Annotated in this window: 26 protein-coding genes; 19 read left to right on the top strand and 7 right to left on the bottom strand. The window is 42.1% G+C overall.

Annotated elements, in window-relative coordinates; genetic code table 11:
* The first annotated feature begins 71 nt into the window (after window positions 1–71).
* The 14 genes from C9J12_RS12810 to C9J12_RS12745 all read left to right on the top strand — a co-directional run bounded on the left by C9J12_RS12810 (window position 72) and on the right by C9J12_RS12745 (window position 10,966).
* Window positions 72–932 (top strand): endonuclease/exonuclease/phosphatase family protein, encoded by an 861-nt coding sequence (locus C9J12_RS12810; RefSeq protein WP_107243072.1) that lies wholly within the window; start codon window positions 72–74, stop codon window positions 930–932.
* Window positions 933–990: 58 nt separating this feature from the next.
* A complete protein-coding gene (locus C9J12_RS31100; RefSeq protein ID WP_107243071.1) occupies window positions 991–1,218 on the top strand; it encodes a hypothetical protein in 228 nt (75 codons plus the stop codon).
* 115 nt (window positions 1,219–1,333) lie between these two features.
* Window positions 1,334–3,013 carry a phosphatidylinositol-specific phospholipase C domain-containing protein gene (locus tag C9J12_RS12800; protein ID WP_107243070.1) on the top strand — a complete coding sequence of 560 codons (1,680 nt, stop codon included), beginning with the start codon at window positions 1,334–1,336 and terminating at the stop codon, window positions 3,011–3,013.
* Between the two features lie 259 nt (window positions 3,014–3,272).
* Complete coding sequence (locus C9J12_RS12795) at window positions 3,273–3,746, top strand: GNAT family N-acetyltransferase (protein WP_107243069.1); 474 nt, start codon at window positions 3,273–3,275, stop codon at window positions 3,744–3,746.
* 36 nt (window positions 3,747–3,782) lie between these two features.
* A complete protein-coding gene (locus tag C9J12_RS12790; protein WP_107243068.1) occupies window positions 3,783–4,310 on the top strand; it encodes a GNAT family N-acetyltransferase in 528 nt (175 codons plus the stop codon).
* Window positions 4,311–4,390: 80 nt separating this feature from the next.
* Window positions 4,391–5,272: an NAD-dependent epimerase/dehydratase family protein gene (locus C9J12_RS12785; protein WP_107243161.1), complete on the top strand. Its 882-nt coding sequence runs from the start codon at window positions 4,391–4,393 to the stop codon at window positions 5,270–5,272.
* Window positions 5,273–5,746: 474 nt separating this feature from the next.
* Complete coding sequence (locus C9J12_RS12780) at window positions 5,747–6,097, top strand: putative quinol monooxygenase (protein ID WP_006229977.1); 351 nt, start codon at window positions 5,747–5,749, stop codon at window positions 6,095–6,097.
* A 130-nt stretch (window positions 6,098–6,227) separates the two neighbouring features.
* Window positions 6,228–6,653, top strand: coding sequence for a GFA family protein (locus tag C9J12_RS12775; RefSeq protein ID WP_107243067.1), 426 nt, complete (start codon window positions 6,228–6,230; stop codon window positions 6,651–6,653).
* A 242-nt stretch (window positions 6,654–6,895) separates the two neighbouring features.
* Window positions 6,896–7,258: a hypothetical protein gene (locus tag C9J12_RS12770; protein WP_227876353.1), complete on the top strand. Its 363-nt coding sequence runs from the start codon at window positions 6,896–6,898 to the stop codon at window positions 7,256–7,258.
* Between the two features lie 177 nt (window positions 7,259–7,435).
* On the top strand, window positions 7,436–7,903 hold the full coding sequence (locus tag C9J12_RS12765) for a GNAT family N-acetyltransferase (protein WP_107243065.1): 468 nt from the start codon (window positions 7,436–7,438) through the stop codon (window positions 7,901–7,903).
* Window positions 7,904–8,084: 181 nt separating this feature from the next.
* The gene (locus C9J12_RS12760; protein ID WP_107243064.1) at window positions 8,085–8,993 is read left to right on the top strand and encodes a DMT family transporter; all 909 of its coding nucleotides are present in this window, start codon (window positions 8,085–8,087) and stop codon (window positions 8,991–8,993) included.
* Between the two features lie 182 nt (window positions 8,994–9,175).
* Window positions 9,176–9,793, top strand: coding sequence for a cytochrome c oxidase subunit 3 family protein (locus tag C9J12_RS12755; protein WP_107243063.1), 618 nt, complete (start codon window positions 9,176–9,178; stop codon window positions 9,791–9,793).
* A 6-nt stretch (window positions 9,794–9,799) separates the two neighbouring features.
* Window positions 9,800–10,054 carry a cytochrome C oxidase subunit IV family protein gene (locus tag C9J12_RS12750; RefSeq protein ID WP_107243062.1) on the top strand — a complete coding sequence of 85 codons (255 nt, stop codon included), beginning with the start codon at window positions 9,800–9,802 and terminating at the stop codon, window positions 10,052–10,054.
* Window positions 10,055–10,156: 102 nt separating this feature from the next.
* A complete protein-coding gene (locus C9J12_RS12745; protein WP_107243061.1) occupies window positions 10,157–10,966 on the top strand; it encodes a CbbQ/NirQ/NorQ/GpvN family protein in 810 nt (269 codons plus the stop codon).
* 12 nt (window positions 10,967–10,978) lie between these two features.
* Here the strand turns inward: C9J12_RS12745 and C9J12_RS12740 are convergent, their stop codons facing one another.
* From C9J12_RS12740 to C9J12_RS12715, 6 genes are all read right to left on the bottom strand, one after another.
* Window positions 10,979–11,347 carry a hypothetical protein gene (locus C9J12_RS12740; protein WP_107243060.1) on the bottom strand — a complete coding sequence of 123 codons (369 nt, stop codon included), beginning with the start codon at window positions 11,345–11,347 and terminating at the stop codon, window positions 10,979–10,981.
* A 27-nt stretch (window positions 11,348–11,374) separates the two neighbouring features.
* Complete coding sequence (locus C9J12_RS12735; RefSeq protein ID WP_227876352.1) at window positions 11,375–11,596, bottom strand: DnrP protein; 222 nt, start codon at window positions 11,594–11,596, stop codon at window positions 11,375–11,377.
* Between the two features lie 25 nt (window positions 11,597–11,621).
* On the bottom strand, window positions 11,622–13,463 hold the full coding sequence (locus C9J12_RS12730; RefSeq protein ID WP_107243059.1) for a nitric oxide reductase activation protein NorD: 1,842 nt from the start codon (window positions 13,461–13,463) through the stop codon (window positions 11,622–11,624).
* A gap of 114 nt (window positions 13,464–13,577) precedes the next feature.
* Window positions 13,578–14,966 carry a cbb3-type cytochrome c oxidase subunit I gene (locus C9J12_RS12725; protein WP_107243058.1) on the bottom strand — a complete coding sequence of 463 codons (1,389 nt, stop codon included), beginning with the start codon at window positions 14,964–14,966 and terminating at the stop codon, window positions 13,578–13,580.
* Window positions 14,967–14,969: 3 nt separating this feature from the next.
* The gene (locus C9J12_RS12720; RefSeq protein WP_107243057.1) at window positions 14,970–15,416 is read right to left on the bottom strand and encodes a c-type cytochrome; all 447 of its coding nucleotides are present in this window, start codon (window positions 15,414–15,416) and stop codon (window positions 14,970–14,972) included.
* Between the two features lie 402 nt (window positions 15,417–15,818).
* A complete protein-coding gene (locus tag C9J12_RS12715; RefSeq protein ID WP_107243056.1) occupies window positions 15,819–16,193 on the bottom strand; it encodes a hypothetical protein in 375 nt (124 codons plus the stop codon).
* 627 nt (window positions 16,194–16,820) lie between these two features.
* Here C9J12_RS12715 and C9J12_RS12705 point away from each other — a divergent pair.
* Window positions 16,821–17,291 carry a GNAT family N-acetyltransferase gene (locus C9J12_RS12705; protein WP_107243159.1) on the top strand — a complete coding sequence of 157 codons (471 nt, stop codon included), beginning with the start codon at window positions 16,821–16,823 and terminating at the stop codon, window positions 17,289–17,291.
* Between the two features lie 44 nt (window positions 17,292–17,335).
* Here the strand turns inward: C9J12_RS12705 and C9J12_RS12700 are convergent, their stop codons facing one another.
* On the bottom strand, window positions 17,336–18,232 hold the full coding sequence (locus C9J12_RS12700; protein WP_107243055.1) for a 1,4-dihydroxy-2-naphthoyl-CoA synthase: 897 nt from the start codon (window positions 18,230–18,232) through the stop codon (window positions 17,336–17,338).
* A 314-nt stretch (window positions 18,233–18,546) separates the two neighbouring features.
* On the opposite strand from C9J12_RS12700, the gene C9J12_RS12695 reads away from it, so the two are divergent.
* Genes C9J12_RS12695 through C9J12_RS12680 form a run of 4 tightly spaced genes read left to right on the top strand, consistent with a single transcriptional unit; the run spans window position 18,547 to window position 24,934 of the window.
* Window positions 18,547–22,242: an ATP-binding protein gene (locus C9J12_RS12695; protein ID WP_170111772.1), complete on the top strand. Its 3,696-nt coding sequence runs from the start codon at window positions 18,547–18,549 to the stop codon at window positions 22,240–22,242.
* Complete coding sequence (locus C9J12_RS12690; protein ID WP_107243053.1) at window positions 22,235–22,849, top strand: condensin complex protein MksE; 615 nt, start codon at window positions 22,235–22,237, stop codon at window positions 22,847–22,849. The genes C9J12_RS12695 and C9J12_RS12690 overlap by 8 nt, the downstream gene beginning before the upstream one ends.
* Window positions 22,849–24,060 carry a hypothetical protein gene (locus tag C9J12_RS12685; protein WP_107243052.1) on the top strand — a complete coding sequence of 404 codons (1,212 nt, stop codon included), beginning with the start codon at window positions 22,849–22,851 and terminating at the stop codon, window positions 24,058–24,060. Before C9J12_RS12690 ends, C9J12_RS12685 begins: the two co-directional genes overlap by 1 nt.
* Window positions 24,053–24,934 (top strand): DUF7281 domain-containing protein, encoded by an 882-nt coding sequence (locus tag C9J12_RS12680; protein WP_107243051.1) that lies wholly within the window; start codon window positions 24,053–24,055, stop codon window positions 24,932–24,934. The genes C9J12_RS12685 and C9J12_RS12680 overlap by 8 nt, the downstream gene beginning before the upstream one ends.
* The last annotated feature ends 17 nt before the right edge of the window (window positions 24,935–24,951 follow it).

The following is a 24,951-nucleotide window of genomic DNA, read 5'->3' as shown; positions in this document are numbered from 1 at the left end:
TTTGATGACGTGATATGTTTCGAGTATTTATATTTATATTTAAAATTCAATTGAAATAAGGAAATTAACTAATGAAAAAGATAGCTATATTACTGCTAGCTGCGCTGGCACTACCTGCAATTGCCGATGACTTTAATGTAATGTCATTTAATATAAGAAATAGTAAGGATAGTGTTGATGGCAGTGTATATGATGGAAATAACACTTGGGAAAATCGTAAGGAAATAGTGTCATCAATATTCAGCGAACAAAATATTGATATTGCTGGTTTACAGGAAGCTTTTAATGATCAAATTATTTATTTAGCTAGAAATTTATCTAACTATGGTTGGGTTGGGGTTGGGCGAGATGATGGAAAAACAAAAGGCGAGGCTGTCCCAATTTTTTATAGGGCTGATAAGTATGTAAAACTTGGTGGTGGTACATTTTGGCTTTCTGAAACCCCAGAGGTTGTCGCTAGTGTTGGTTGGGATGCAGATCTAACTCGTATTACAAGTTGGGTAAGACTTGAAGACAAAGAGTCAAGTAAACGTGTACTCGTATTTAATGCTCATTTTGATCATATTGGTAAAGTCGCACGGCAGCAGAGTGCTAAATTATTAAGTAAGAAAGCCAAAGAAATTATTGGTGATGATAATGATGCAGTTATTGTTTTAGGTGACTTAAACTTTGAAAGAAGTGACGTCGCTTCATATGAAGCATTGACCAGTTTATTTAATGATGCGAGATCTACAACTATAAAGCCATTTGAAGGTATTGACGGTAAGGAATATACATATCATGGTTATTTTAAAGAGCCTACTGAAGACATTGATTATATTTTCGTGAATGATAAGTTGCGCGTTAATACATTTAAATATGTCAATGTCATTAAAGATGGGATTTATTCCTCCGATCATCTATCTGTCATTTCAAATGTCGAGCCTAAATAGTATTGATGGTATTTAAGCGTTCAACATTAACCCCGTAACTAAACATGTTAGTAATACAATGATGTTACCTGCCTACAAGTTGCTGAAGATATTAAGCCTAATGCTGGAGAGCCGTGCTTTTGATTGGTTCCAGTTATGGCAGGTACAGTGCATCTTGCCCTGCTGGGCTCAAACCGAGCTCGGCATTGCAGAAAAAGATCGTAACGACGTGTGTGCCTTGGCTGCAAATGTGACAGCAGGAAGTTCATGCACCTTGCGTGGTGCCACATCGACATTGTGTCTCTAAGATCAGATTCAGCACCCAGGGTGCGTGTTTTCTCATATCTACCTTGCGGCGATGCGCTGAAGCAATGGGTATGTTGTCGTTACTCTGTTCATTAACTACAAGAGCAGGATCTCTGATGAAAAAAACTATATTGATAGCATCTGTGTTGCTATCTGGCACCGCCTGGGCGGAGGATGCCAAAGTGTGCTTCTACGAAGATAAAAACTTTCTGGGGCAGAAATGGTGTACTCAGCAGCTAGGCCAGCAAAATATACCGAGTCATATGAATGATAAGGTCACATCGATTCGACTTTACGGAAACGCCTATGTCAAGGTCTATGAACATGCCTACCAGTCGGGAAAGTCCACCACGGTAATGCAGGATACTTACCGGTTTGCAAGGCTGAGTGACAGCATTTCTTCATTTGAATTATTAGAAAGAACCAGCAACGATTTTGCTTGCCTCTATCAAAATGCGGGTTATGACGGTACTCCGATGTGCGCGATGGCAGGGGAGGGAATCGCTGATATGGGGATGGCTGAGCTGACAAACGAGATGAGCTCAGTGTTTCTTAGCGGCAATGCCAGCGCGAGCCTGTATAGCGACACCAATTTCAATAGCCGTAGCGTCCCCCTGATACGCTCATCTGGTAGCCTTAAAGACCATAGCTTCAATGATGAGGCCGACAGTTTTAGGGTTCATATCCGTCAGCCTTCAACGCTACAGGCGCTGGTGGCGGTGCAGAACGAGCTAGTAACCTATTCACCCATCTACAAAGCCACCTGGATGGGAACTCATAACTCCTATAACTCGGGCGATTACTACTGGGCTAGTGCTAAACCCAATCAGTCCACCTCTATTGTCGAGCAGTTGGAGTCTGGGGTGCGGACGATTGAGATTGATGTTGTCGGTCGTACACTCAAACACAAGGTCGATACCAGCGGCACCAGTTTTGTGCGGGTCATGTCTGAGATCAAAAATTGGCTGAGGGTCAATTCCGGGCAGTTTATCTATGTCAAGTTTGAGCACTCTAGCAAGAATGAAGGCTATGAGCAGGATGTAGCCCGAGAGATCATTGAAACCTTCGGCAATATGGTCTTTCGAGATGCAGGCAATGCCTGTAACTATGCGCCGGAATCTTTGACGACCAAAGAGTTACTCGATGACGGCAAGCAGATCATGTTCTTCGCCTTTAACGGTGATTGCGGTAACAATACCGACTACCGTAGCGTGATCTGGAACCGAATGGGCCCCGAGACCAGTGATGACCATGACTATGCTGCTGGTTGTCCATCAAGCCTGCCTGCTTGGGAGTTGGGTCGTTTCAGTACCATTGTTGAAGACAAACGCGGTTGGGCCTGGGATCACTATCTGACGGTATCGCAAGTGCGACCGGCGTTGGAGTGCGGTATCAACTTTATCGGTCGCGATCAGTTCCTGCCCGATGATGCCGATGGCTATATTGCCAATCACATCTTTAGTTGGCGAAACGGTCTGGATACACCGAGCGTTGGTCGACAGCATGTTAAGTTGTCGGTGGGCTCTGATGGCTATGCCCATTTTGCCACTGCAAGTCAAAGCGAGCAGTATCCTGCGCTCTGCATGGACCGCGAAGGTCAAATTCAGGCTACCAGCCAAGCAATGAGCTATGATCAAGCACAAGCGACCTGCAGTAATGAGTTTGCCGACTCACGCTTTACCGTGCCGACCAACGCGAGGGAGTTGAGCCTGTTTGCGAAGTCGGTCAATGAGGGTGATCAATTCTGGATGAACTACCGTGCCATTGGCGATCGTTGGGTGCCATTTGCTGAGTAGGTAGTCGGTTTTATTAGATTTTAAGTTGCCTATTTTATATAAACGAAAAGCTTAAACAGGCCTTCTAGTCATAGAGGGCTTTTTTATTAGGTTACCAGCACGATAACGACGAAGAGGTAAATCGCTTTTAATTCACAAAGAATGCTAACACAATGGCTCTGCTTGAGTTTTTCTATTAATGGAATTGGTATTAGTAAAAAAGGTCATATCGTGATTCAGTTTGTGGTTAGCGTTAGGCATATTGAGGTGAAAATTGTTTATGAAAATAATAAAAGTAGATAGTAGTAATAAGCATATTTATATGAACTTGGCACAAGCTTATGAAGCTGAGTTTTCAAAAATCATGCAGAAAAGACCTGATGAAAATGGTCTATTTCCGCTCGATACACAGATCGAAGGTAATGTTTCAGGCTACTTGTTATACATGGATGGGGTTCCGGCTGGGCATACAGCTATAGCCAATGAAATGCCAACAAGCTATGAAGTCTGTGATTTCTATGTAGTGCCTTATTTCCGAAAAAACAAAGTTGGTAAACGCTTCATTACTGATGTTTTCAAAAGTCTAGGTGGAAGTTGGGAAATCAAACAGGTCGCAGGTGCTGAACATGCAGTCAAATTTTGGCGCGATGTTCTTGATGATTACACGTCAGGCAATTACGTTGAAGATAGCTATGAAGATGAAAAATGGGGTGTAGTAACTAGGCAGCGATTTGCTCATACCATAAAAGTTTAGCAAGGCATTTAAAAGGGCTTATCGTTAAGGAGATATATGAGTCAGCAATCCATTGAAACAAAAAGACTAATACTTAGGCGGTTTAATCTAAGTGATGCGACACGAGTGCAAGAGTTAGCTGGTGATAAACGCATTGCAGAAATGACGGCTAACATTCCTCATCCATATAAGAATGGAATGGCTGAAGGCTGGATTCGGACTCATTGTGATTTGTGGGAGCTGAAACAATCGGTAGTTTATGCTATCACTTTAAAAGATAGTGGCCAACTTATTGGGACTATAAGCTTAACTGAAATAACCGCAAACGATGGTAATCTTGGGTATTGGTTAGGCGTCCCATATTGGGGCAAAGGCTACTGTACTGAAGCAAGTCTGGCTTTGATTGAATTTGCATTCAAACATTTGCAGCTCCCGATGCTATATGCTCGGCACTTACCTGAAAATTCCCCTTCTGGCTCAGTAATATTGAAATCAGGTTTTTCGTATAGATATGATGTTGAGGTTACAGCGTCAGGAAAAGTGCGCAAAGTAAGACATTATGAGTTACAACGTAAACATATTTAGCTGATGAGATTTTACTTAGGTAGGTAAGTGGCAATGTTAGTTGTTAGAATTGCTTTATGTGTTCAAATAGGCAGCAAAAGTTGAAAATTTTAATTACAGGTACAGCAGGTAGAGTCGGACGTGCAATTTATATCAACCTAATGAAAAAACATGAAGTTGTTGGGATAGATAGAACACCATGTTCAACAGCTGATTATGTTGGGGATATCCGTGATACTGCTTTATTGACTACAGCTTTAGAAGGCGTAGAGGTCATTATTCATACTGCGGCGTTGCATGCTCCTCATGTTGGGCTAGTATCCGATAATGAATTTGAAGACATTAATATAAAGGCAACAGAGCAACTCGCTTTATTGGGTGTACAAAAGGGGGTTAAACATTTTGTATTCACAAGCACCACTGCCCTTTATGGTTTTGCATCAACACCAGAGGGCACCGCGGGTTGGGTTGATGAAACCGTTACCCCGAGCCCTAAAACGATTTACCATAAATCAAAGATTCAGGCTGAACAGATTCTTAAAAACATCTCAAATTTGTTTAATTTACCTGTCACTGTTCTTCAAATGTCTCGCTGCTTCCCAGAGCCAGCACACTTAATGGCGGTTTATCGTTTAACTCGTGGTATTGACGCTAGAGATGTTGCTAGTGCTCATGCTTGTGCTGTAGATAAACGTCTATCAGGTTTTAGACGTTATATCATTTCGGGACAAACGCCATTTAACAAAATATCTTGTGAACAGCTATATCAAAGTGCTGATGATGCTATACGTGAATATGCACCTCGCTTGGCAAGTGACTTCGCAAACCGAGGATGGCGTTTGCCTCAAACTCTTGATCGTGTTTATGACTCTACACTGGCGCAACAAGAGCTTGGTTGGTTGCCCAAATATGGTTATGAAAGCGTATTAAGCATGCTGGATAATGAAATTGCAGAAGTTCTTCCAGCAACGAGGCATCGCTAATTTTATTTTATGGTCAATCGTTAGATCAGAAGTATATACCCAAGCTACCTCAAGATGCAGGATTCAGAGTGATCTCTGCGTGTTTAATTCAAGGAAAATGTGTGTAGGAATGGCATTCCGCTGGAGTAATACAATAAGTGCAACACATTTGACACAGAAGTAGATACGCTGAATCACTCCCGAAGGGCGAGTTTTGTTGGGCTCTATGCGGTGTTACTTATTTTCAACGTAGAACGACTAGGTTTATAAATAAGTGCCTTGCCTAGAGCCCAACAAATTCTCGCTGAAACGAGCATCTTGAGGTAACTTGGGTATAGGTGCGTGTTTACTCATTGAATTTTAGAGATATTTGTAGAAGTGCATAAGTTGCAGGCGTTGTATGCTCTTACTGTGATATTAGCCCGATTGGGTCGCTACCTTTTTTAACAAACTCAGTTATCATCACTTCAATTATCTACATGAAAGGGAAATATCATGACAAGTCGTGTGTATGTTTTAGCTCAATTTAAGCCAAAAGCAGGTAAAGAAGCAGAATTGTTTGAAATTCTAAAAGCGCTTGAACCAGATTCTTACCGAGAAGAAGGTTGCATCCAATATATGCTTACTCGTCAGATTGATCACCCAAGTGCATCTCGAAATGAATACCCCATTGTATTTAATGAAATTTGGGAAGATGCCGACTGTTGGGCGGCACATGGACGCAGGAAGCAAATCCAACATTTTTTTGAAACACAGGTGAAAGCTGAAGCTGGCTTGGTTGAAGATGCGATTGTAACGGCTTATTCAGATGAAGGTTATAATTACGACGAACCTATTTTTGAATAATAGAATGACTGGCACAGCCATTGTGCCAGTATTTATTATTTAGGTTAGATGCGTTTTCTTTGTGCATTCGTTGCTTAAGTTAGTTAGTCATTTAGCTAATTAATCCACGAAAATATAAGGTTATATTGTAATGTCAGATTCTCATGAAAAGGTAGCAAAATGCTTGTGCGGTGCAGTAAAAATGACCGTTGCCGCCGTCGATCCTAAATTTACTGTATGTCATTGTGATACCTGTCGTACTTGGGGTGGCGGCCCTTTCTTCGCTGTACAGTGTGGGACAGAAGTAACTATTGAAAGCGATGAAAGTGTGAAGGAATATGATTCTTCACCATGGGCCTCTCGTGGCTTTTGCTCTGAATGCGGAACGCATTTATTTTATCGTTTAAAGAAAACGGGAAGTTATAATATGCCCGTAGGTTTGTTTCCGCAGCTAGAGGGGGTGGTCATGAATATGCAATATTTCAGCGATCAACGGCCTGAATACTATTGTTTTTCTAATCAAACTGCAGAGATGACCGAGGCTGAGATAAAGGCTTATTTTGCCTCTCAGGTGTAGGTATATAGAACAATATTTTTCTACTCAATAGCTTTTTTATGGGCGTGTATGCATGGTCGATTTATCGTGGCACGCCGAATAATGGGAGCATGATCTCCTATAGAAGTTGCTAAAGTTCTATGTTGTAAGCATAAGTGTTTTTTTATGACAGATTGCACAAAAATAATAAATCTATATTATTGAAAATACTGTTTTTTTAATATCGCGACTTGATGCTGGTTGCATATGGTGGAGGAAGTTTTGTGCTTAATTTAGATCAAATTGACCACATCCAATTGGATGTAAACAATCGAGCTTTAGTTCAGAAAAGATACTTAGAAAGTTTAGACTTCACACAAGTCACGAGTCTAGTGCCGTGGATTGAAAGTATCCCATTCGCTGTTGATAATGGTAGTGAACATCTCGGTTTATTTGAATCAAAATCTATATACAGTACAACTGTCGCTTTTAGCGTAACAAGCAGCCAATTCAGCAATTGGCAAAAGCATTTATTTGAACACTCCATCGAGTATGTGCTTATGGAACATGACTTATTTTGGTCTATGCACTTTAGTGATCCAGGTGGAACGCCATTTGAAATAAAAAGCTATGACTGTATAGCTTAGATTTGAGTTAAAAACTAAGCTTAATAACGTATTTAATAGCGACCAGTCCATGAATTAAATTCGGCAATATTGTTTATTCAGTACAAAGAAGTCACGCATTGTATTAATTTAGTAATGTTATTAATAGAGGCGATTATCGAACCTGTGGTGATATTCAATTAAACAGGAGGCGAACAGTTGAAGTTTATATTTCTTGCCGATAAGAAAGATATGAAGGCAAAGGTAGCACGTTGGTACTTTGATGAGTGGGGACCACTTGTTAAAGGAGCTACCGTTGAATCCTTTGATAGAAAGCTAGATGACTATCTTAATTCAAACCAAATTCCTCTTATCGTCATGGCTGTTGATGGCGAAAAAGTACTAGGTGTTGCTCAACTTAGATGCCACGAAATGTCGATTTATCCTGATAAAGAACATTGGATTGGTGGTGTTTATGTTGATAGTGAATTTCGGGGCAATAATGTGGCGTCCTTACTTATTCTTAAAGTACAAGAAGTGGCATTGTCATTAGATGTAAAAAAAATTCATCTGCAGACCGAAAAATTGAATGGAGGTTTATATGCGCATTTAGGCTGGAAAGCATTAGAGCAAGTCAATTATCGAGGGGTTGATGTTCTTGTTATGTCTAAAAGTATAAAGCGTTAATTTAACGTTTACGTGCGGTACTATACCAAAGGAATGAGTATGCATCATTTACTATTTCAAATAGACCCTAGATGACTGTAAGACTGTTTTTTTGCTTTTTCACTGCCTTAAATCATCACTTCCAATTATGTGATTTCTTTTATAAGATCACGTCTCTAATTTACTGAAATAAAAAGTATTCATGCCTACTCACTTTATAAATCATGTTCCTGTCGGTGTTAGGTATATGCTGATGTCAGCTTTTGCTTTTGCACTTATGTCTAGCTGCGTTAAATTGGTCAGCACTTATGGCATACCTGTGTTTGAAATTGTAGCGGCTAGGGCTGTTGTTTCACTAATCATTAGCTATGCAGATATTAAAAGGAAACGAATTTCAGTTTGGGGCAATAATAAAAAATTACTGATAGCAAGAGGCGTCGCAGGCTCGCTTGCTTTGATATGCGTTTATTTTGCAGTCGCTACTTTACCTTTAGCAGAAGCGACTATTCTTCAATACCTACATCCCGTATTTACCGCTTTGCTGGCGTTAGTGTTTCTTAGAGAGCGAATTCAGCTCTCAACTATTATTTGTATTGTCTTTTGTATCGTAGGGCTACTTGTAATGGTTAGTCCGGGGTTAACATTTGATAGTACCGCTGCATTACCTTGGCTAAGTGTAACCGCTGCTTTACTGGGCGCTCTGGGAAGTGCTATTGCTTATGTCATTGTAAAGCGACTCAGTAGCAGTGAAGATAGCTCTGTTATTATCTTTTATTTTCCGTTAATTGCGTTGCCTCTATCTGTATTATTTCTGGGTAATGACTTTGTAATGCCAGATACAGAAGCGCTGCTGCTATTGCTCTTTGTTGGCATTTCCACTCAAGTAGGGCAAATCGGGCTGACAAAAGCGATGCAAACTGAAGTTGCGAGTAAAGCCACGGCATATTCTTATGTGCAGGTGGTTTTTTCAATCATTCTGGGATGGTTATTCTTTAGTGAAATCCCATCAATATGGACTTGGGCTGGTGGAACTCTGATTATTATTGGTGCTTTCATCAATGTATTTGGAAGCATAAAGTTTAAAAAATTGAAAACGAGTCAAGCAAGCTAACCCGTTATTAATAAAGCAAAGTCAACCCGAGTTAATTTTATCAGCGGTTGAGTCGCCAGTGCCGTTCTAGCCCCACCTCTGAGTGGCTAGAACGGCAAAAAGTAATATGAGTAATTATTCAACTAACCTTAAGTTAACTAATAACAAACTTAAGTGAAAGTCTCTATGCAGGTAGTGGCAGCGTGAATAATGATCCCCCCAAAGAACCGCTAGGTATTTTCCCTCACTCATGGAGTGAATTAAGGGCGGGAAGAGTTCCAGGTAATATTCCCATTTGGGTGGGGATTTTGTCTGAGCTGACCGAATTCGGGATTTTTTTTGTGGCTTATTTTATTGCCAAATACAATTACCCCGAAGCTTTCTCCCTTGGCCCTCAGAGCGTAAGTACAGCCTCAGGCGTTTGTAATACTCTTATATTGCTGTCGAGTAGCTACTTTATGGCAAAAGCCATGATCAATATTCGTTTGGATAATCGACGGAAGTCGGAGCGTTACCTTTGGCTGACTTTTAGTTGTGGCTGTTTGTATTTGATGGTGAAAACGGGCGAATTTTATTGGAATGACTTACAGGGTTTTAGCACCAATACCAGTGAGTTTTTTACTATCTACTACTACATGACGTTTAATCACTTTCTTCATGTTGGTTGGGCAGCTTGCGCGATATTGTGGGTGATTTTCCGCTTGCGTAAAGGTGCCTACTCAGCAAAGCAGCACTCAGGCTTAGAGGCCTTGGCTATGTATTGGCATATGATTGATCTTATGTGGATCCTTATTTTCCCATTGCTGTATGTATTGAGGTGATTGCTGATGAAGTCATTTGGGAAAATTGAATATTACTGGTGGGCACTGATTGGAATTACCCTGTTTAATACATTTTTGGGTGAACATTTTGAATCCTCGGCACTCGTGAGTGTTTTGGTGGCACTGACTGTGATGTCCAAAGGGTTGATAGTTATCGACCATTTTATGGAACTGCGCCAAGCCCATAAATACTTGCGCTTAATGATGCGGATCTACATTATTTTATTCCCCTCACTCATTATACTGACTGCCTTTTTTTGACGATGAATGGGCCAAGCCGACTAATTCTATGGCCAAATCTTTGATAAGAACTATATTTATATAGCTTTCTTTTACGACTAGCGCCGAGTCTTAGGGAACAATATGACCTTTTCAACTACCTCAACCATTCCCATCAATGGTGAGATTTTTTATCAACCACAAGATAATGAAGTACAACTGTTTGAGTATGCGTATGCTCATCAGTTGCCATTGTTAATTAAAGGGCCAACAGGGTGCGGTAAAACTCGCTTTGTCGCTCATATGGCCGAAAAGCTAGGAAGACCATTGTACACAGTGGCATGTCATGATGACTTAACCGCGGCGGATCTCGTTGGGCGTCACTTGATTGGCCCTAATGGCACGTATTGGCAGGATGGGCCATTAACCAGAGCGGTGAGAGAAGGCGGCATCTGTTATCTCGATGAAATTGTTGAGGCGCGTAAAGATACCACGGTGGTTCTTCACCCTCTTGCTGATGATCGACGCCTACTACCGATAGAGCGGACAGGAGAGGAGCTTGCCGCTGCGGAAGGTTTCATGTTGGTGGTGTCTTATAACCCAGGTTATCAAAATATTCTCAAAGGCATGAAGGCAAGCACTCGACAGCGCTTCGTCGCATTGCGACTTAACTATCCCGACCCTCTGCTTGAGAGTCAAATTCTGATGGCTGAAAGCCAAATAGAACAAGATTTGGCGGTCAAGTTAATTGAATTGGCAGGTTCACTGCGTAGGCTGGACAGTGACTTGGATGAAGTGGTGTCCACCCGCCTGTTAATTTATGCGGCTCGAATGATGTCTAGTGGCATGTCGCCGCTTGCTGTGTGTCGGTGTTGTCTTGCTGAGCCCCTATCAGATGATATTAGTACTGTTGAAGCCTTGATGGATGTTGCACGCTTATATTTTGATTGTTGAGGGGGCCGCCTTTTAATTTTGCTTGTAGCCCATCTTGTTGCCCGCCCACGCGCGCACTAACATCCATACGGCAATCAGAATAAATACTGTATGAATAAAGATGAAATAAGTGATCACAAATACCCACGTCATCCCAGAGTTGAAGCCGCCAAACACTATCATTAATGCACTCACCAATATTAATGCTGTCGCAGCTGCTAGATTCAGTTTGATGGCAAAATTCAGGTGGTAAGCGGCAAACGACTCAGTGGTACATTTATTGATTTTGGTTAGTAACACGATAAATGAGAACACAGGCAAAAAGGTGAGGTTTAGTAAGGACCACAATGCAATTGCAGATGCTTGCTCTATTTGTTCTTTATCGTATTTTTTAAAATTCATCGTTATATACCTGTCTGCTGTAGTCCGTTACCTAGGCAAATAAATGACCATAATAAAACAAAATAATGCGATAAAGACAAAGGCCCACAAAAACACCTTAGTTTTATAGCGGCGACTGCTCGGATGGGCCTTGGGTAAAGCCATACCACAATGATGACAGACCTGAGTTGGAGCAGACCTGCCACCACCAACATCTTGCTCAATGGTATTTTCAGTCTGACAGTACAAACAGGGCACTTTCTCGATCATTTAGCTCTCCTTATGTGGGTAACATCTAGCAAGAAGACTGGGTGAGTTGATGATACAACTGTGGCAGCTTAGTGGGTAACTGGCTTGGGTCGAAAATAACAGTAAAGCCATTGCTACCAAATATATAAGGCAGATACTGGTCGGCTTTTTGATCTATGGTGATGCAAAATGGCACAAGTCCGAGGCGGCGGGCGGCAATGATGGCTTGCCGGGTATCTTCAATGCCATGTCTTCCGTCGTAATTATCGATATCATTTGGTTTACCATCGGTCAAAATAAGCAATAGTTTTCGATGTTGATTTTGCTCGGCCAAAATGTTGCTGGCTTGGCGAATCGCTGCTCCCATACGGGTATAAAACCCTGGACGTAGGCTGAGTATGCGACCGCGTATATGGTCATTATAAGATTCGGCAAAATTCTTCAATAACGTGAACCTGACATGATGGCGCTTTACCGATGAGAAGCCATAAACAGCAAAAGGATCTCCCACTGCCGCTAAGGCCTCACTAAATAGCAACATACTGTCTTTGATGACATCAATGACCCTGCATTTATTGTTGATATAGGCATCTGTAGACATGGAAAGATCTGATAATAACAGGGTGCTGATATCGCGTTGGCAGTTCTGAAATCGGAGGTAGAGACCAGTATCGCGCGCCATCGATGTTTTACTATCAATATGGAAATCCAGCCAAGCAGTTAAATCAATTTCATCGCCAGTCGACTGAGCTTTTTGCCAATTTTTGATACTTTGTAACTTCTGGAATTGTTGGCGGATTTTCTTGGCTGCAGGGGTTAATGATGCTGGCAAGGCGAGTGGTTTACTGTCTTTAGGTAACATAGGCTGCAACAAGCAGCGCTCGGGTATTAATTGATTGGACTTATAGTCCCACTCTGGCAACGTGATGCCTTTTCCCAGCGGTAAGTCGTCTTCAATTGCAGAGGGTAAATCTAGGTCTAGCTTAAGTTTTGCGTTCTTTTGCCGCGAACCCTTTACCACCGTAATGATATCAAGATCCTCAGCGACTCTTTGAGCGTCATCACCATCAGTGTCATCTTCCGCGCGATTCACTCGAGAAAATTCGCTCCAGGAAAATAAGTTTTCTAAGCGAAATACCATCAAACTATCTTTAGTGTCATCTTCATCAATTCGCTCTGATTTTTTTCTAGCTTGCTGGCTTTCTTGATGAGTCATTAATGATGACACTTGCTCCTCATTACAATCAACCTCTGCCGCTTTGAATGGATTGGCCTTGATATTTTCATTTGGATATAGCCAGAGATAAATAGCTTGAGGGGCATAGTTGGCCACCGGAAAATCAATGATGCTTTCAGGATGAATTATCGCCTGAATGACTGCGTGTTCGAGCGGTTGTAAGGCCTTGGGTAATGTTTCTACTGGTTGGCGTAGCTTGAGTACCGCCGTTGCGAGTCGTCGATAGCGCGGTCTTAACGCTGGGAATTTAGCTAATATTTTAGTCACTACGGCTTGATTGTCTCTGGCCCAGTGAGTGAAATGGCTAGGGCTATGAGCAGCGAGTGCCACTAGCCAGAGGTAAAGTTCTTTATTGAGTTGTGGTGTATCAAAAATGGCAATAGACTGCGGCAACCGTAAACTGGTTTCATCTTGCCAGGCAAGGCTGATCTGTTGCTTGGTACCTGAAATCTTGTCGAGTAATTTTCTGCGAGCGTAATAGTCACGAGGTACTGCTGCTTCGACGCGTTTAGTCGGTGCGCCTCCTAGCGCCCGAAAGACCATCCCTGCGGATTTTTTGATCTCATCAAACTCAACTCGGGCATGATCAAATTCTGTGTGGTTCTTTTGCACAATGAACTTATGCCAAATACTACCAACCCATTCTTCCATATGTGGTTAAATTACCTCCATTATACAGTGGATTGAGTCAAAGCTGACGGCAATTGAAGCGCCAGCTCCATTTCCAGTGAAGCGAATGGATGTTGTTAACTCAACGTTGACTCATCACTTAGCTGCCTTCTTGTCGACAAGGAAGTTGGATAGATAGGTGATCAGGCCGATTAAGAATACGACGCCTGCGGCTTCTCGTGCCCAATAGAAAATAGAGAGTTTATCTTGGACTGCCATAAAGTTAAGTGCCTCACCACTTTCGGGGAGACGTTGTAACCAGACCTGCAAAATTCCGGCCCCAGTTAAAAACAGGGTGATAAAGACCATGGCAACAGTCATTAACCAGAATCCCCACATTTCAATCACTTGAGCCTTATTGCTCGACGCCTCGCCAACACCTCGTAACTTGGGCATAGCGTATGAAATGATAGTGAGAACAATCATTACATAAGCCCCATAAAAGGCCATGTGACCATGCGCTGCCGTGATTTGTGTACCGTGAGTGTAGAAGTTGACGGGTGCCAAGGTATGTAAGAACCCCCAAACACCAGCCCCTAAGAATGCCATCACCGCAGTGCCCAACGCCCAAAGTGTGGCTGCCTTATTGGGATGCTCGCGGCGGCGATTATTGACCATATTGAATGCGTACAGCACCATCGCAAAAAAGGGCAAGGGCTCAAGGGCTGAGAATACCGAGCCTATCCACTGCCAGTATCCCGGAGTCGCTAACCAAAAAAAGTGGTGCCCCGTCCCTAACAAGCCAGAGATCAGTGCCATCGCAATAATGACGTAGAGCCACTTTTCAATGATCTCTCTATCGACGCCGGTAATCTTGATCAGAATAAAGGCCAAGATGGCACCCATAATCAATTCCCACACACCTTCAACCCAAAGATGGACAACAAACCACCAAAAAAGCTTATCCATAGCAATATTGTCTGGATTATAGAATGAGAATAGGAAGAATACCGCGAGACCAATGAGGCCAGTGATCAGCACCATATTGATGACGGTCTTTCGGCCTCGCAGTATCGTCATACCAATATTAAACAGAAACCCAAGACAGACAATAACAATGCCGATTTTAGTAATGGTCGGTTGCTCTAAAAACTCCCGCCCCATAGTGGGGAAATATTCATTACCGGTTATTTGGGCAAGGGTTGAGTAGGGTACTAACAGGTAACCTAATATGGTTAATGTGCCGGCTACGGCAAATACCCAAAACAGCAGAATTGCTAACTTAGGGCTGTATAACTCAGTTTCAGACTCTTCAGGCACAAGGAAGTAGGCAGCGCCCATAAAGCCAAATAATAACCAAACAATAAGCAAATTAGTGTGGACCATGCGGGCCACATTGAAAGGGATCGCTCCAGCGAGGAAGTCTCCGACAACGTATTGAAGCCCCATTACGAGACCAAAGATAATTTGCCCAGTAAACAAGATCAAAGCAAAAATAAAGTAGGGTGTTGCCACTGATTGTGATTGGAATTTTAAAGTACTCATTGCTTACCCCTCAATATTCGGTGGCCAACTGTTAACATCCATTTCAGCTGTGAACTTTAAGAACTCCGCTAAATCATCAACTTGTTGCGCCGTCAAATTAAATTGAGGCATTTGGCGACGCCCCGGCACACCAAGTGGTTGAATTCTCATCCAACCTTGCATAAAGCCTTTAAATGCAGCGAGATTGCCACCCCCACGACGAAAGTAAACATTACCCAGCTCAGGGGCATAATAGGCGCCTTCTCCTACGAGCGTATGGCAACCGATACAATTATTGTCTTCCCATACCGTTTTACCTCTTGCGACTGATTCAGTGAGGTTTTCGCGATGGTCAGATTTGGGCATTTCTATCGTGGTATGCATGGTGAGTGCGGCAAACAACAGTAAGAAAAAAACACTACCGCCGTAATAGATATTTCGAGCCATGCCTTTCGTAAAAGTGTCTGACATATTGCTACCCTTTATTTTGCTTTACTTTAATTTTTTGATTAAAGATCTGCTTAGTATAGGTTAGGTGAATATATTTGCCTGATTTCATAGGCCGGTTCTTTAAGCGTTGTTGATATCATAATGGTTGAATTTATATGATTTTCTGAAAGAAAATCGGGGGAATAACCATGACAAACATTAATCTTCCCCACCTTTGTGCACGGTAGGAATCGCGTTGTCGCTGGGGAGCAAAGCCGGGCTGGAACTACATAAGCCGAGGCTGGAAATTCAGAATGGAAGCTGGACATTTCTTGCGGCTAAGCTTGGGTATAATATAATGAATAGAGCTGGCCTAGCAGACCAGCGTCTCTTATTACTGTTGTAATGGTCTAGTGAATTTGGTCATATTTATATGCACTGGAGTTACTGAATCTCCTTCATGGCAGAAATGACTGAAGGCTCATTGATCAGATTAAATAACAGGCTCTTTGCTGATGTTCTCTGGGCATCGGATAATACCTTCTTTGGGTTCTCTCTGGATTGTGTAAGTATATTTGTGACGAACTTGCTGTTAGTACCAGATAGCTCATACACAAACCTGAGGGTGTCTAGCAACTCACCCTGAGGAAAACTATAAACAGCCATCTCACAACTAAGTTTATCCATGGAATGTAAGTTGTTCACTACCACCTTACGCTCAGCATTGAACTTCTCTTTGGCTTCATAGGCATTAATCAAAGCCTGCACTCTATCGGCGATAGCGACAGGTACTTCCATTGTTTTAGTTTCATGGGTCATTACTGATTCTCCTGCTCTAGCTGGGATTTAATCACTGGGTCATTGAATAATGCCGATACAAATCGGTTTTGCTTGGCCAGCACAAAAACTATAAATGTAACGATTTTCTTCGGCATGAGAATGCTCTCCATGTCCAGTACGGCTAATTTTTCATCATTCCGATATTTAAGTAAAAGTTTACAATTTACTTAAATATCAATGGTTATTTTTTGTTGTGCAGTCGTCAATGACTAGATTTTACAATATTAAAGCATTGGCGATTGACTAAGTCTTTTGGTTCTCTAAAACGCTCCAGATAATGTGGTGATGCATATAAGCATCCGTTGATGCTCGCTAGTTTACGAGCTACGAGGTTAGAACTTTTTTGTTCTTCGACCTTAATTGCCACATCGTCTGACTCAGATATTATATCCGAATTTCATGGCGTAAGGTCAAAATCAAACGAAATACATGGATAACGTCTAGTAAATTTAGATAATAAAGGGGCTAGATAAATTGTCGCAAAGTCGACAGGTAATGATACTCGTAAAATCCCACTAGGTTGTTCTAGTATTAGTGTGTAATCAATTGTTTAGATGAAAGCGTAGCGTTAGCATGTGTTATGCCATACAAGGAAGGTAAGACGTGGTGATAAAAATTGAAAAGTTTTCTGAGGAATATGTTGAACAAGTCTTAGCACTCAAGGTGTCAGATGAACAGTTGAAGTTTGTTGGAACTGTTCAAGAAATATTCGAGAATATGCCAGAAACAGGGCATAAGCATGTCGTGCTGGTTGGTGATGAGGTTGTAGGGCTTTTTGTGATAGATACAGTCTATTCGGAAAATTATGACTTTTGTTCTAATGGGGCTTTGGGTTTGAGGGCGTTTTTTATCGATAGTCGACATCAAGGTAAAGGTTATGGCAAATACTCTGTTGCAGCTCTTAAGCTATATCTTCAAGAAGCTTATTCTCAATACAGCAAAATATATCTTACCGTTAACTGTAAAAACCCTTCGGCTTATCGATGTTACTTAAAATATGGGTTTACTGATACTGACGAGTTGTACCGTGGTGGGGCTGCTGGGCCGCAGTATATAATGCTGATGGAAACGGCATAAAAGCCCTGCGAACAGGGCTCTAAAATCAATCGTTCAGGCTGGTATTAGTAATGCCAAGGAAAACGGCTGAAGTCTTGATCTCGTTTTTCTAAAAAGGCATCACGGCCTTCTTGTGCTTCTTCGGTGCCGTAGGCTAGACGAGTTGCTTCACCTGCAAATAGTTGCTGTCCGACTAAGCCATCGTCAGACATGTTGAAACCGTATTTAAGCATGCGCATCGCGGTTGGTGATTTGCTATTGATCTCTTTAGCCCAAACAAGTGCTTCATTTTCAAGTTCAACGTGTTCAACAACCTTATTGACCATCCCCATGTCATAAGCTTCTTGTGCACTGTAGTTGAAACCACAGAAGAAGATTTCACGGGCACGCTTCTGGCCAATCATCTTGGCAAGGTAGGCCGAGCCGTAGCCTGAATCAAATGATGCGACATCAGGATCTGTCTGTTTGAATACAGCGTGTTCTTTTGATGCTAGAGTCAAGTCACACACAACGTGTAAGCTATGGCCGCCACCTACAGCCCACCCTGGTACGACAGCGATAACGACTTTTGGCATAAAGCGAATCATGCGTTGAACTTCAAGGATATGTAGGCGACCCATGCGAGCAACATCCGCTTTGCCTGCTTCTTCACCTTCGTATTTGTATCCGTCTTTACCTCGGATACGTTGGTCACCACCGGAAGAGAATGACCATTGGCCTTTTTTCGATGGACCATTACCAGTAAGCAGTACACAACCAACATCAGACGATTGGCGAGCATGGTCAAGGGCAGTAAAAAGCTCATCTACGGTTTTTGGACGAAATGCATTCAAGCAATCAGGGCGGCTGATTGCAATACGAACTGTACCGTGTGCTTTGGCGCGATGATAGGTGACGTCTTCAAAATCAAAGCCAGGGACTTCATCCCATAGTTCAGGATTAAAAATTTCTTTGCTGGTCATGATTACGATTGCCTCATTGGTTAGATGAGACAAGGCTATGGCGTTTGCGCTAAATGTCAATGATTTCTGAGGAATTATGACAATCATTATAGGGATTGTTTTGGGCTGGTTTATTATTCAAGCAGATCTTGCCGGAACATGCCGAATTAAAATAAGAAGGTGTTTCGAAATCAGATTATGGTCTGATTTTTGTGAGGCACAATTTGTTACATCAGCCTGAAAAAAAGACATGTTTTTCCTTACAGTCTATACATACTCACTTAATCACATATCATATGTCTGGTTGGGTATGGTTATATACAAAAGGAATGTGTGTGTTTTATCTAAATAGAATAATTGCGATCGATTCGTTTGCTTCTGGAAAAGAGAACGTTGTTTATTTGAATGGTCATGTAAACCTAAATGGCGATAATGGCGCAGGTAAAACGACCTTTTTACAACTCATTCCCCCTTTTTTTGGGGCCTATCCCAGCCAGCTTGTGCGACGAAAGAAAACCAAACTTCCCTTTGTTGAATATTTTCTTCCTAATAAAACCAGTTACATCATTTATGAGTATATTCGTGGCGATCAAACCTGCATGGCTGTCATGCGTAGCTCCACTGGAAACCACAGTACTCAAGCTCAATTCTTATTGATTGAGCATGGATATGAACGAAGTCTGTTTATGCTGCAAACCCAGCAAGGTTTTGAAGCTTTACCCTCATCTGATTTGGCTCGACGAGTAACCGAAAAAGGGTGGGTACGAACAAGTCAGTGGCTCAGTTTGAATGAATACCGCAATGTGATTCAATCCAACATTAATGAACGTAATCTGGCAGATAAAAAGCAGCAACATAGAAGAAATGAAAATCGGCGCCGGTTTGCGTTTTGCCGTCATGGCACCTCTATTCACCATATCGAGAAAGTGGTGATGGGTATTTTTGGTCGCGAACCCTCTTTTGAAACCTTCAAAGCAATCATTGTTTCAATCATTCAAAGTGACGTATTTGAAAGTGAAAGTGAAACGACGGAGTTGCATAGTACTTTTATAAACAAAGCCTCGTTAGAGCACTGGACGAAAGAATATTGCCAGCTTAAGCAGGTTCTTTATAAACAACCGCAAGCGGATAGTTTAAGTCAGATGGCTAGTGAGTGTCTGTTACTGCGCCAGGAGCGATCGCGGGTTGCCAGTCTGGTTGTACAGCTGATAAATGAAGTCGAAAGCTTGCTGACTGAAAAAGTACAGTATGGTGAGGAATTATATCAACAGTCGCAAGATCATAATGCCCATGTTGTTCAGTGCCAACGGGAATGGACATCAAAGGTGATTAAACTTGAGGCAGAAATATCAGCCATTGAGAAAACAATCTCAGCACTTGAATCAGATCACAAGAGCTATCAAAACATCAATATTGAGTATTTGAAGCAACTGGTTTCACGAATTCCCCAGCGAAGCACCCGTATTGAAGAACTCAATCAGCAGATTAGCCATTTAAAATCGGGAGCCGAGGCTATAGAGCTTCAATATAGCGAGTTAAGACATGATATTGGTCGAACATTTGAAAGCCGAATTCGTGATCGGGAAGAGACCTTCAATCACAATTCTAAGCAGCTTACCCAGCGTAAAGGTACATTAACTCAGCAGTATAGAGAACAACAAAGCCAGATTCGTTCAGAGGCTAATCAGAAACGAGAAACACAAGAAGCGTTAAAAATCCCGTTGGTTGAAAACATTGCAGCGTTAAAAGTAATGGCGGAAAACCCACCACTTACCGATGAACAGAAAAGCGAATTAGCAGCCAAGCAGCGAGCGGTTAAAGAACTCATTGAGCAGAAGCAACGCTATGATCAACAACATGTTAGCGAGTCGGAAAAGATCCGACATTTAGATGCGCAAGTATTAGAGCTAGAAAGCCAGCTGAAAGGTGAAAAAGCATCTCTGCAAGGAGTAGAAGCGCGTTATCAAGAGTTACTACATTATCAAACGCCGAGCGAGCATAGCTTACTCTACTTTTTGCGCACCTCTCAGCCGAATTGGTTAACGAGTATTGGCAAGGTAATTCAGCCTGAATTATTGTTGCGTACCGATCTGCAACCACAACAGTTTTCTTCGACCGATGCGTTATACGGCGTTGAAATAAACCTAGATGCGATCAGCACGGTAGAGTTGGTCGATGAAGAAAAGTTACAGAATTTACTGTCAGAAAATCGAGCACAAGAAAAAGCCTCTCAATTGGCAATATCAGGTTATAAAGCCAAACAGGAGAAACTTGCCAGGCAATATATAAAACAACGAAAACTTGTGCAGCAAGTACAATATGAGCTCAAAACTTGTGACAGTAAACTTACACAAGCTAATCAAGCGGCGCAAGAGTTAGAGCACAAACACCAAGAATATCAATCATCATTAAGTGAACGTTATTGCCATCAAGCAGCCGAGAAGCAGCAACAACTGCAAAGTTTAGTACAAGACATTCAAGCAATTATCGTGCAGTGCGACCAAGACTATCGAGCTTCACAGCAGCAAGAACAAGACACGTTAAGTAAATTAGCGACCCAAGAAGGAAACCTATTTTCACGTAAAACGCAGGAAATTAGTGACCTCAGATCTAAGCAAGAAAAAAGGCTAGCAGAAAATGATCAAGAGCGGATGCGGGCTCTCAAGCAAGGAGGCGTTGATACGCAAACGCTTCAGAAGCAAGAGCAAGAACGTGAGCGTTTAAAGGCAGAAAATAAACAAGCATTTGAAGCGCGAGAGGTGGTTGAAAAATACCAACGTTGGTCAACCGATGAATGGCTGCGACATCCAGAATATCAACAAAAGCATGGTCGCCTAGACAGCCAGATGACTGAGTATAAACGCAATGTAGAGTTGCAGACGGCCAAGTTAGAAGATCAAACGAAACAATTTAAACAACAGCTAACTAAGGTGGAAAATCAGCTTAGGCAAATCAAGGAAGATCAGCTAGCTTGTCAAAGCTTGCAGCAACAGATTTCTCCGTACTTCCAGTCGCATATCATTGAAGAAAAAACCGAAGCAGATACCTTAGCGCTTATTCATCATCAATGGCAAACCGTACAGAAACGTTTAGATGATCTGAATAAACACGGAGGGAAATTATTCTATGCCCTGAAGAAAGTGTTTTTACAGGAGGTGGATACCAATACCTATCGGTTATGGCAGCAATGGGAGCAAGAGCACGGTTGTGATGATGACTGGCTAACAATGGCTGAACCCATAAACTTATCTTTTCAGGCTGAATTAAAACAGGTACAAGCCACCCTGTTTACTGAATTGTCAAATACCGCACAGAGTATTCGATATTTCTATCAATACCTGAGTCAGTTTGAGCAGAGTATTCAACACAAATCTCAGCAACTGAGTAAGCAGTTAGCGAATGTGCGCGCATTTGAAGCCATTGAAAATATCCAGATTCGTCTTGCATCTAAAGTGAAAGAGGAGGCCTACTGGCCTTTACTACGAAGTTTTCTTACTGATTATGATAATTGGCAAATTCAAAATCAGTCACTGCCTCCGCAGGCTCTGGTCGATAACCTATTAGAGCTCGCGCAACTCTTTTCTCAACGTAGTAAAAACCATGTTGATCTCACCCTGCTGTTTAATTTAGAGGTGGATGTGGTGGAAAATGGCCATGCCAAAAAAGCAGTGACAGGCGCAGAGCTGGTTGATATTTCAAGTACTGGGCTCTCATACCTGATATTGATTCAAATATTCATCGCCTTAACCAATTTACTGCGTGGTAAATCTAACACAATGATTAACTGGCCAGTTGATGAACTCGGTAATTTTTCGCGGTATAACAGCGCCAAACTACTGGCGACTTTAACTGAAAATGATATAGCTATTACCAGTGCCTTTCCCGATCCAGACCCTGAATTGTTAGGGGAATACAAGCACACCTATTACATAGAAAAACCAGGTCGTGACATTGTCACTTTTGTGGCTGGTCATCAAGGACTATCAGCAAGCATTGAAGCCATACTCAATGAGGAGGAAGCCCATGTTTGAGCAACTTGCGTGGCAATTGTTAGCGGGGGAGTTTATTTGCCAGTACCGGACTCCGGAATGCTATCGCTATTTAGCGAGTGATGATAATCAGCAGCGGATGCGTGCGTGGCTGAAGCCGATTAATTTGGAATTGGTGTCTACACCGCAGGGCAGTGCTTGGTATGCGGCTTGGATTGATTTGAATGATAAACCCAATGAAATTGATAAAGTATTTCGTGAGGTGGTACAAGATATAAAGCCACTTATTCACTTTTTGAACTTGCTGATGAGTGCGAATCATCACGACGTGGCATTGTCATCCGGTGATGTTATCCGTTTTCATGAGTTGTTGGCATCCATTAATGAACAGCCAGCATTACGAGAAGAGCTGAAAGGGATCGCGATATTCTGGAAAAGTAATAAAGACAACGTAGATGGTCAGCTTGGGGTGATTTTGTCACGCATGGTAGAGACGGGATTAATTTTTGAATCGAATCGTGATCAGAAAATCTATAAAGCGAGCGGAAAGTTGGAATGGTTTTATGAATTACTCGATTTCTATGCTGAACAGCATCAAATTGTGGAATTAGAACCGGAATTTGAGCCAGAGAATGGGGATCTGTTCTGATGTCACAGTCTGTAATTTCTGAAGTCATTAAAGCACTGCATGCTCAGCAGGGTAATCTTGAGGATGCATATCATCAACGAGAGGTGCAAGTTGGGCGTTCTCGCAGTTGGCAAACACTCGCAAATCAAGGGTTAGTAAGTGGCACTTATGAACAAGGATTTCGACTATCCAGTGCCTTGCGTGACATGTTTGATGTGGCGGTACAAAAAGAGCAACGTCGAATTCGGGCCGTTGATATAGTGGCGTGGCAAGAGCAGATGTTGCATGCGGTAGAACAATACACTCATGCTAAGAACGAGCAACGTAACGACGATGCCGACCATCACCTCGAAGCCATTCGCAACGATGTATACAGTTTAACGGATAGCGTAAAAGATAATACCGCGTTACTGGATCTCAAACTCGATAACCACTTTGGGTATGTCAGCACCCTTGAAGAGAAAAAACGGGAAAATCAGCAAGTGATCCAACAAGTCACACGGCTTTCTGATTCGTTGGCTTTGCTGGACCGAGATGAGTTAGATCGGCTGGCCAGCCAGCATATTCCCCTGCGGCGAGTTTTTTACAACGATTTGCTCACTCAGGCACAAAGAACACGAGAAAAGCTCCAGCACTTGTTACCTAAGCTAAGACATAAACTATTTGGTTATCATCGTCCCGAACACCATGCACAACGGCTTAAACAGTGGCGTACTTATCTCTATCGCCATTCGGCGTTTGAATTTAGCTGCGAGACCGAGCCTGAAAAAGCGCTCTATAATCGGTTGCCTAGAAAAACAGGTGCGATCCAGCCTCGAATTCACTTGGGTATTGCCAAAGTCAATCAACAAGTTGCAGAGCGTTTGGCAAATAAAGTCTTCACTGAACGCTCCCAAACTACTGATCCGAAGGTGAAATCTGAAAAATGCCAGTTAACCCTTTCGCAGCAGTCGGAACGTGAGTTGAATCCCTCTCAGTTTCAAACTCTGGTTGTCAGCTTTATACGGTCTTTGCCACCTAATAAACCGGTTTCTGCATTACTATTTTTGCAACAGGCAGATCAGGCATTACCGAGCAATTTATGGTTGTTTGCACTGCATGTCTGGGTAAGACAAGATCTGGATAAGTCACCATTAAAACAACGTATTTCGGCAGAGCCAGTTGTAAGTGGCCAGCCTTCTGGAGTTGGAAATATGATCATTCACGACTATAAATTTACACGCTATGCTTAAAATTAAACAGCTTCAGACACTGGCTAATATCATCCTACAAAAGAAAGTCAAAGTTACTTTAAGTAAATGGCTTGCTGAATTAAGGGATACTTATGGCTTTGGTATACTTGATATCAAAGGCAAGCACTTGTTGCTGTCTGAGCAAGACTACCAAACATTAGAATGGATCATTCGGCAATATATCGCCCCCTCCATTGAACTAGACCAACTGCTTAAACCTAATGCGAAAGAACGTATCCAAACCTCAGCGATATTTAACGATGATAAAGCAGGGGCTGCAAAGGCGGGAGAAGAATGGCTACTTGTACGTTCAATTCTCGGGCCGTTGAAGCTTAAGCAAGCAATAGTAAATAATCCCGTTAGTGCTATTTGTGTAATGGATAAAGAGACACTCGTAAATCATCAACATCAAGCGTTGCTGGTGGTGGAAAATAAAGCATTAATGAAAAGCATTCATCAGGCTAAATTACCAGAAGAGGTGATTCGTATGGATCCCTTGGTGGTTTACCGCGGCGATGAGTATTTTTCAACTCGCACCAGTCTGGATTTTATTAAGAACCAATTAAAAGAACATCCTGAGAAACCGCTTTATTTGTTTACAGACTTCGATCCAAAAGGTTTAGTAATAGCGATGGCCTATCCAAGTATTAAAGGATTTATTGTGCCAACTCAGGAGATAGTCTGGCAAAAACATACTAACCTTGATAACTTTATTAAACAAACAGAAAGCATGCGTACACTAGAGTTGAATGCAATGTTATGGAATACCAATATTCAACATATGATTCGCTTGATGGATAAAAAGCAAACGGCTATCACGCAAGAAACAATGGTTGCCAGATCGTTACCATTAACAACCATCAGCATAAATTAAAACTGATAAGGCTGTAA

It is taken from the genome of Photobacterium frigidiphilum, assembly GCF_003025615.1.
Classification (GTDB): domain Bacteria; phylum Pseudomonadota; class Gammaproteobacteria; order Enterobacterales; family Vibrionaceae; genus Photobacterium; species Photobacterium frigidiphilum.
The sequence above is the reverse complement of the archived record's forward strand: the minus strand, read 5'-3'. Positions and strand labels throughout refer to the sequence as shown.

Coding starts and splice junctions, on each gene's coding strand:
- C9J12_RS12810 (WP_107243072.1), top strand. CDS start 72: ATGAAAAAGATAGCTATATTACTGCTAGCTGCGCTGGCACTACCTGCA.
- C9J12_RS31100 (WP_107243071.1), top strand. CDS start 991: ATGATGTTACCTGCCTACAAGTTGCTGAAGATATTAAGCCTAATGCTG.
- C9J12_RS12800 (WP_107243070.1), top strand. CDS start 1,334: ATGAAAAAAACTATATTGATAGCATCTGTGTTGCTATCTGGCACCGCC.
- C9J12_RS12795 (WP_107243069.1), top strand. CDS start 3,273: ATGAAAATAATAAAAGTAGATAGTAGTAATAAGCATATTTATATGAAC.
- C9J12_RS12790 (WP_107243068.1), top strand. CDS start 3,783: ATGAGTCAGCAATCCATTGAAACAAAAAGACTAATACTTAGGCGGTTT.
- C9J12_RS12780 (WP_006229977.1), top strand. CDS start 5,747: ATGACAAGTCGTGTGTATGTTTTAGCTCAATTTAAGCCAAAAGCAGGT.
- C9J12_RS12775 (WP_107243067.1), top strand. CDS start 6,228: ATGTCAGATTCTCATGAAAAGGTAGCAAAATGCTTGTGCGGTGCAGTA.
- C9J12_RS12760 (WP_107243064.1), top strand. CDS start 8,085: ATGCCTACTCACTTTATAAATCATGTTCCTGTCGGTGTTAGGTATATG.
- C9J12_RS12750 (WP_107243062.1), top strand. CDS start 9,800: ATGAAGTCATTTGGGAAAATTGAATATTACTGGTGGGCACTGATTGGA.
- C9J12_RS12745 (WP_107243061.1), top strand. CDS start 10,157: ATGACCTTTTCAACTACCTCAACCATTCCCATCAATGGTGAGATTTTT.
- C9J12_RS12740 (WP_107243060.1), bottom strand. CDS start 11,347: ATGAATTTTAAAAAATACGATAAAGAACAAATAGAGCAAGCATCTGCA.
- C9J12_RS12735 (WP_227876352.1), bottom strand. CDS start 11,596: ATGATCGAGAAAGTGCCCTGTTTGTACTGTCAGACTGAAAATACCATT.
- C9J12_RS12730 (WP_107243059.1), bottom strand. CDS start 13,463: ATGGAAGAATGGGTTGGTAGTATTTGGCATAAGTTCATTGTGCAAAAG.
- C9J12_RS12725 (WP_107243058.1), bottom strand. CDS start 14,966: ATGAGTACTTTAAAATTCCAATCACAATCAGTGGCAACACCCTACTTT.
- C9J12_RS12720 (WP_107243057.1), bottom strand. CDS start 15,416: ATGTCAGACACTTTTACGAAAGGCATGGCTCGAAATATCTATTACGGC.
- C9J12_RS12715 (WP_107243056.1), bottom strand. CDS start 16,193: ATGACCCATGAAACTAAAACAATGGAAGTACCTGTCGCTATCGCCGAT.
- C9J12_RS12700 (WP_107243055.1), bottom strand. CDS start 18,232: ATGACCAGCAAAGAAATTTTTAATCCTGAACTATGGGATGAAGTCCCT.
- C9J12_RS12690 (WP_107243053.1), top strand. CDS start 22,235: ATGTTTGAGCAACTTGCGTGGCAATTGTTAGCGGGGGAGTTTATTTGC.
- C9J12_RS12685 (WP_107243052.1), top strand. CDS start 22,849: ATGTCACAGTCTGTAATTTCTGAAGTCATTAAAGCACTGCATGCTCAG.
- C9J12_RS12680 (WP_107243051.1), top strand. CDS start 24,053: ATGCTTAAAATTAAACAGCTTCAGACACTGGCTAATATCATCCTACAA.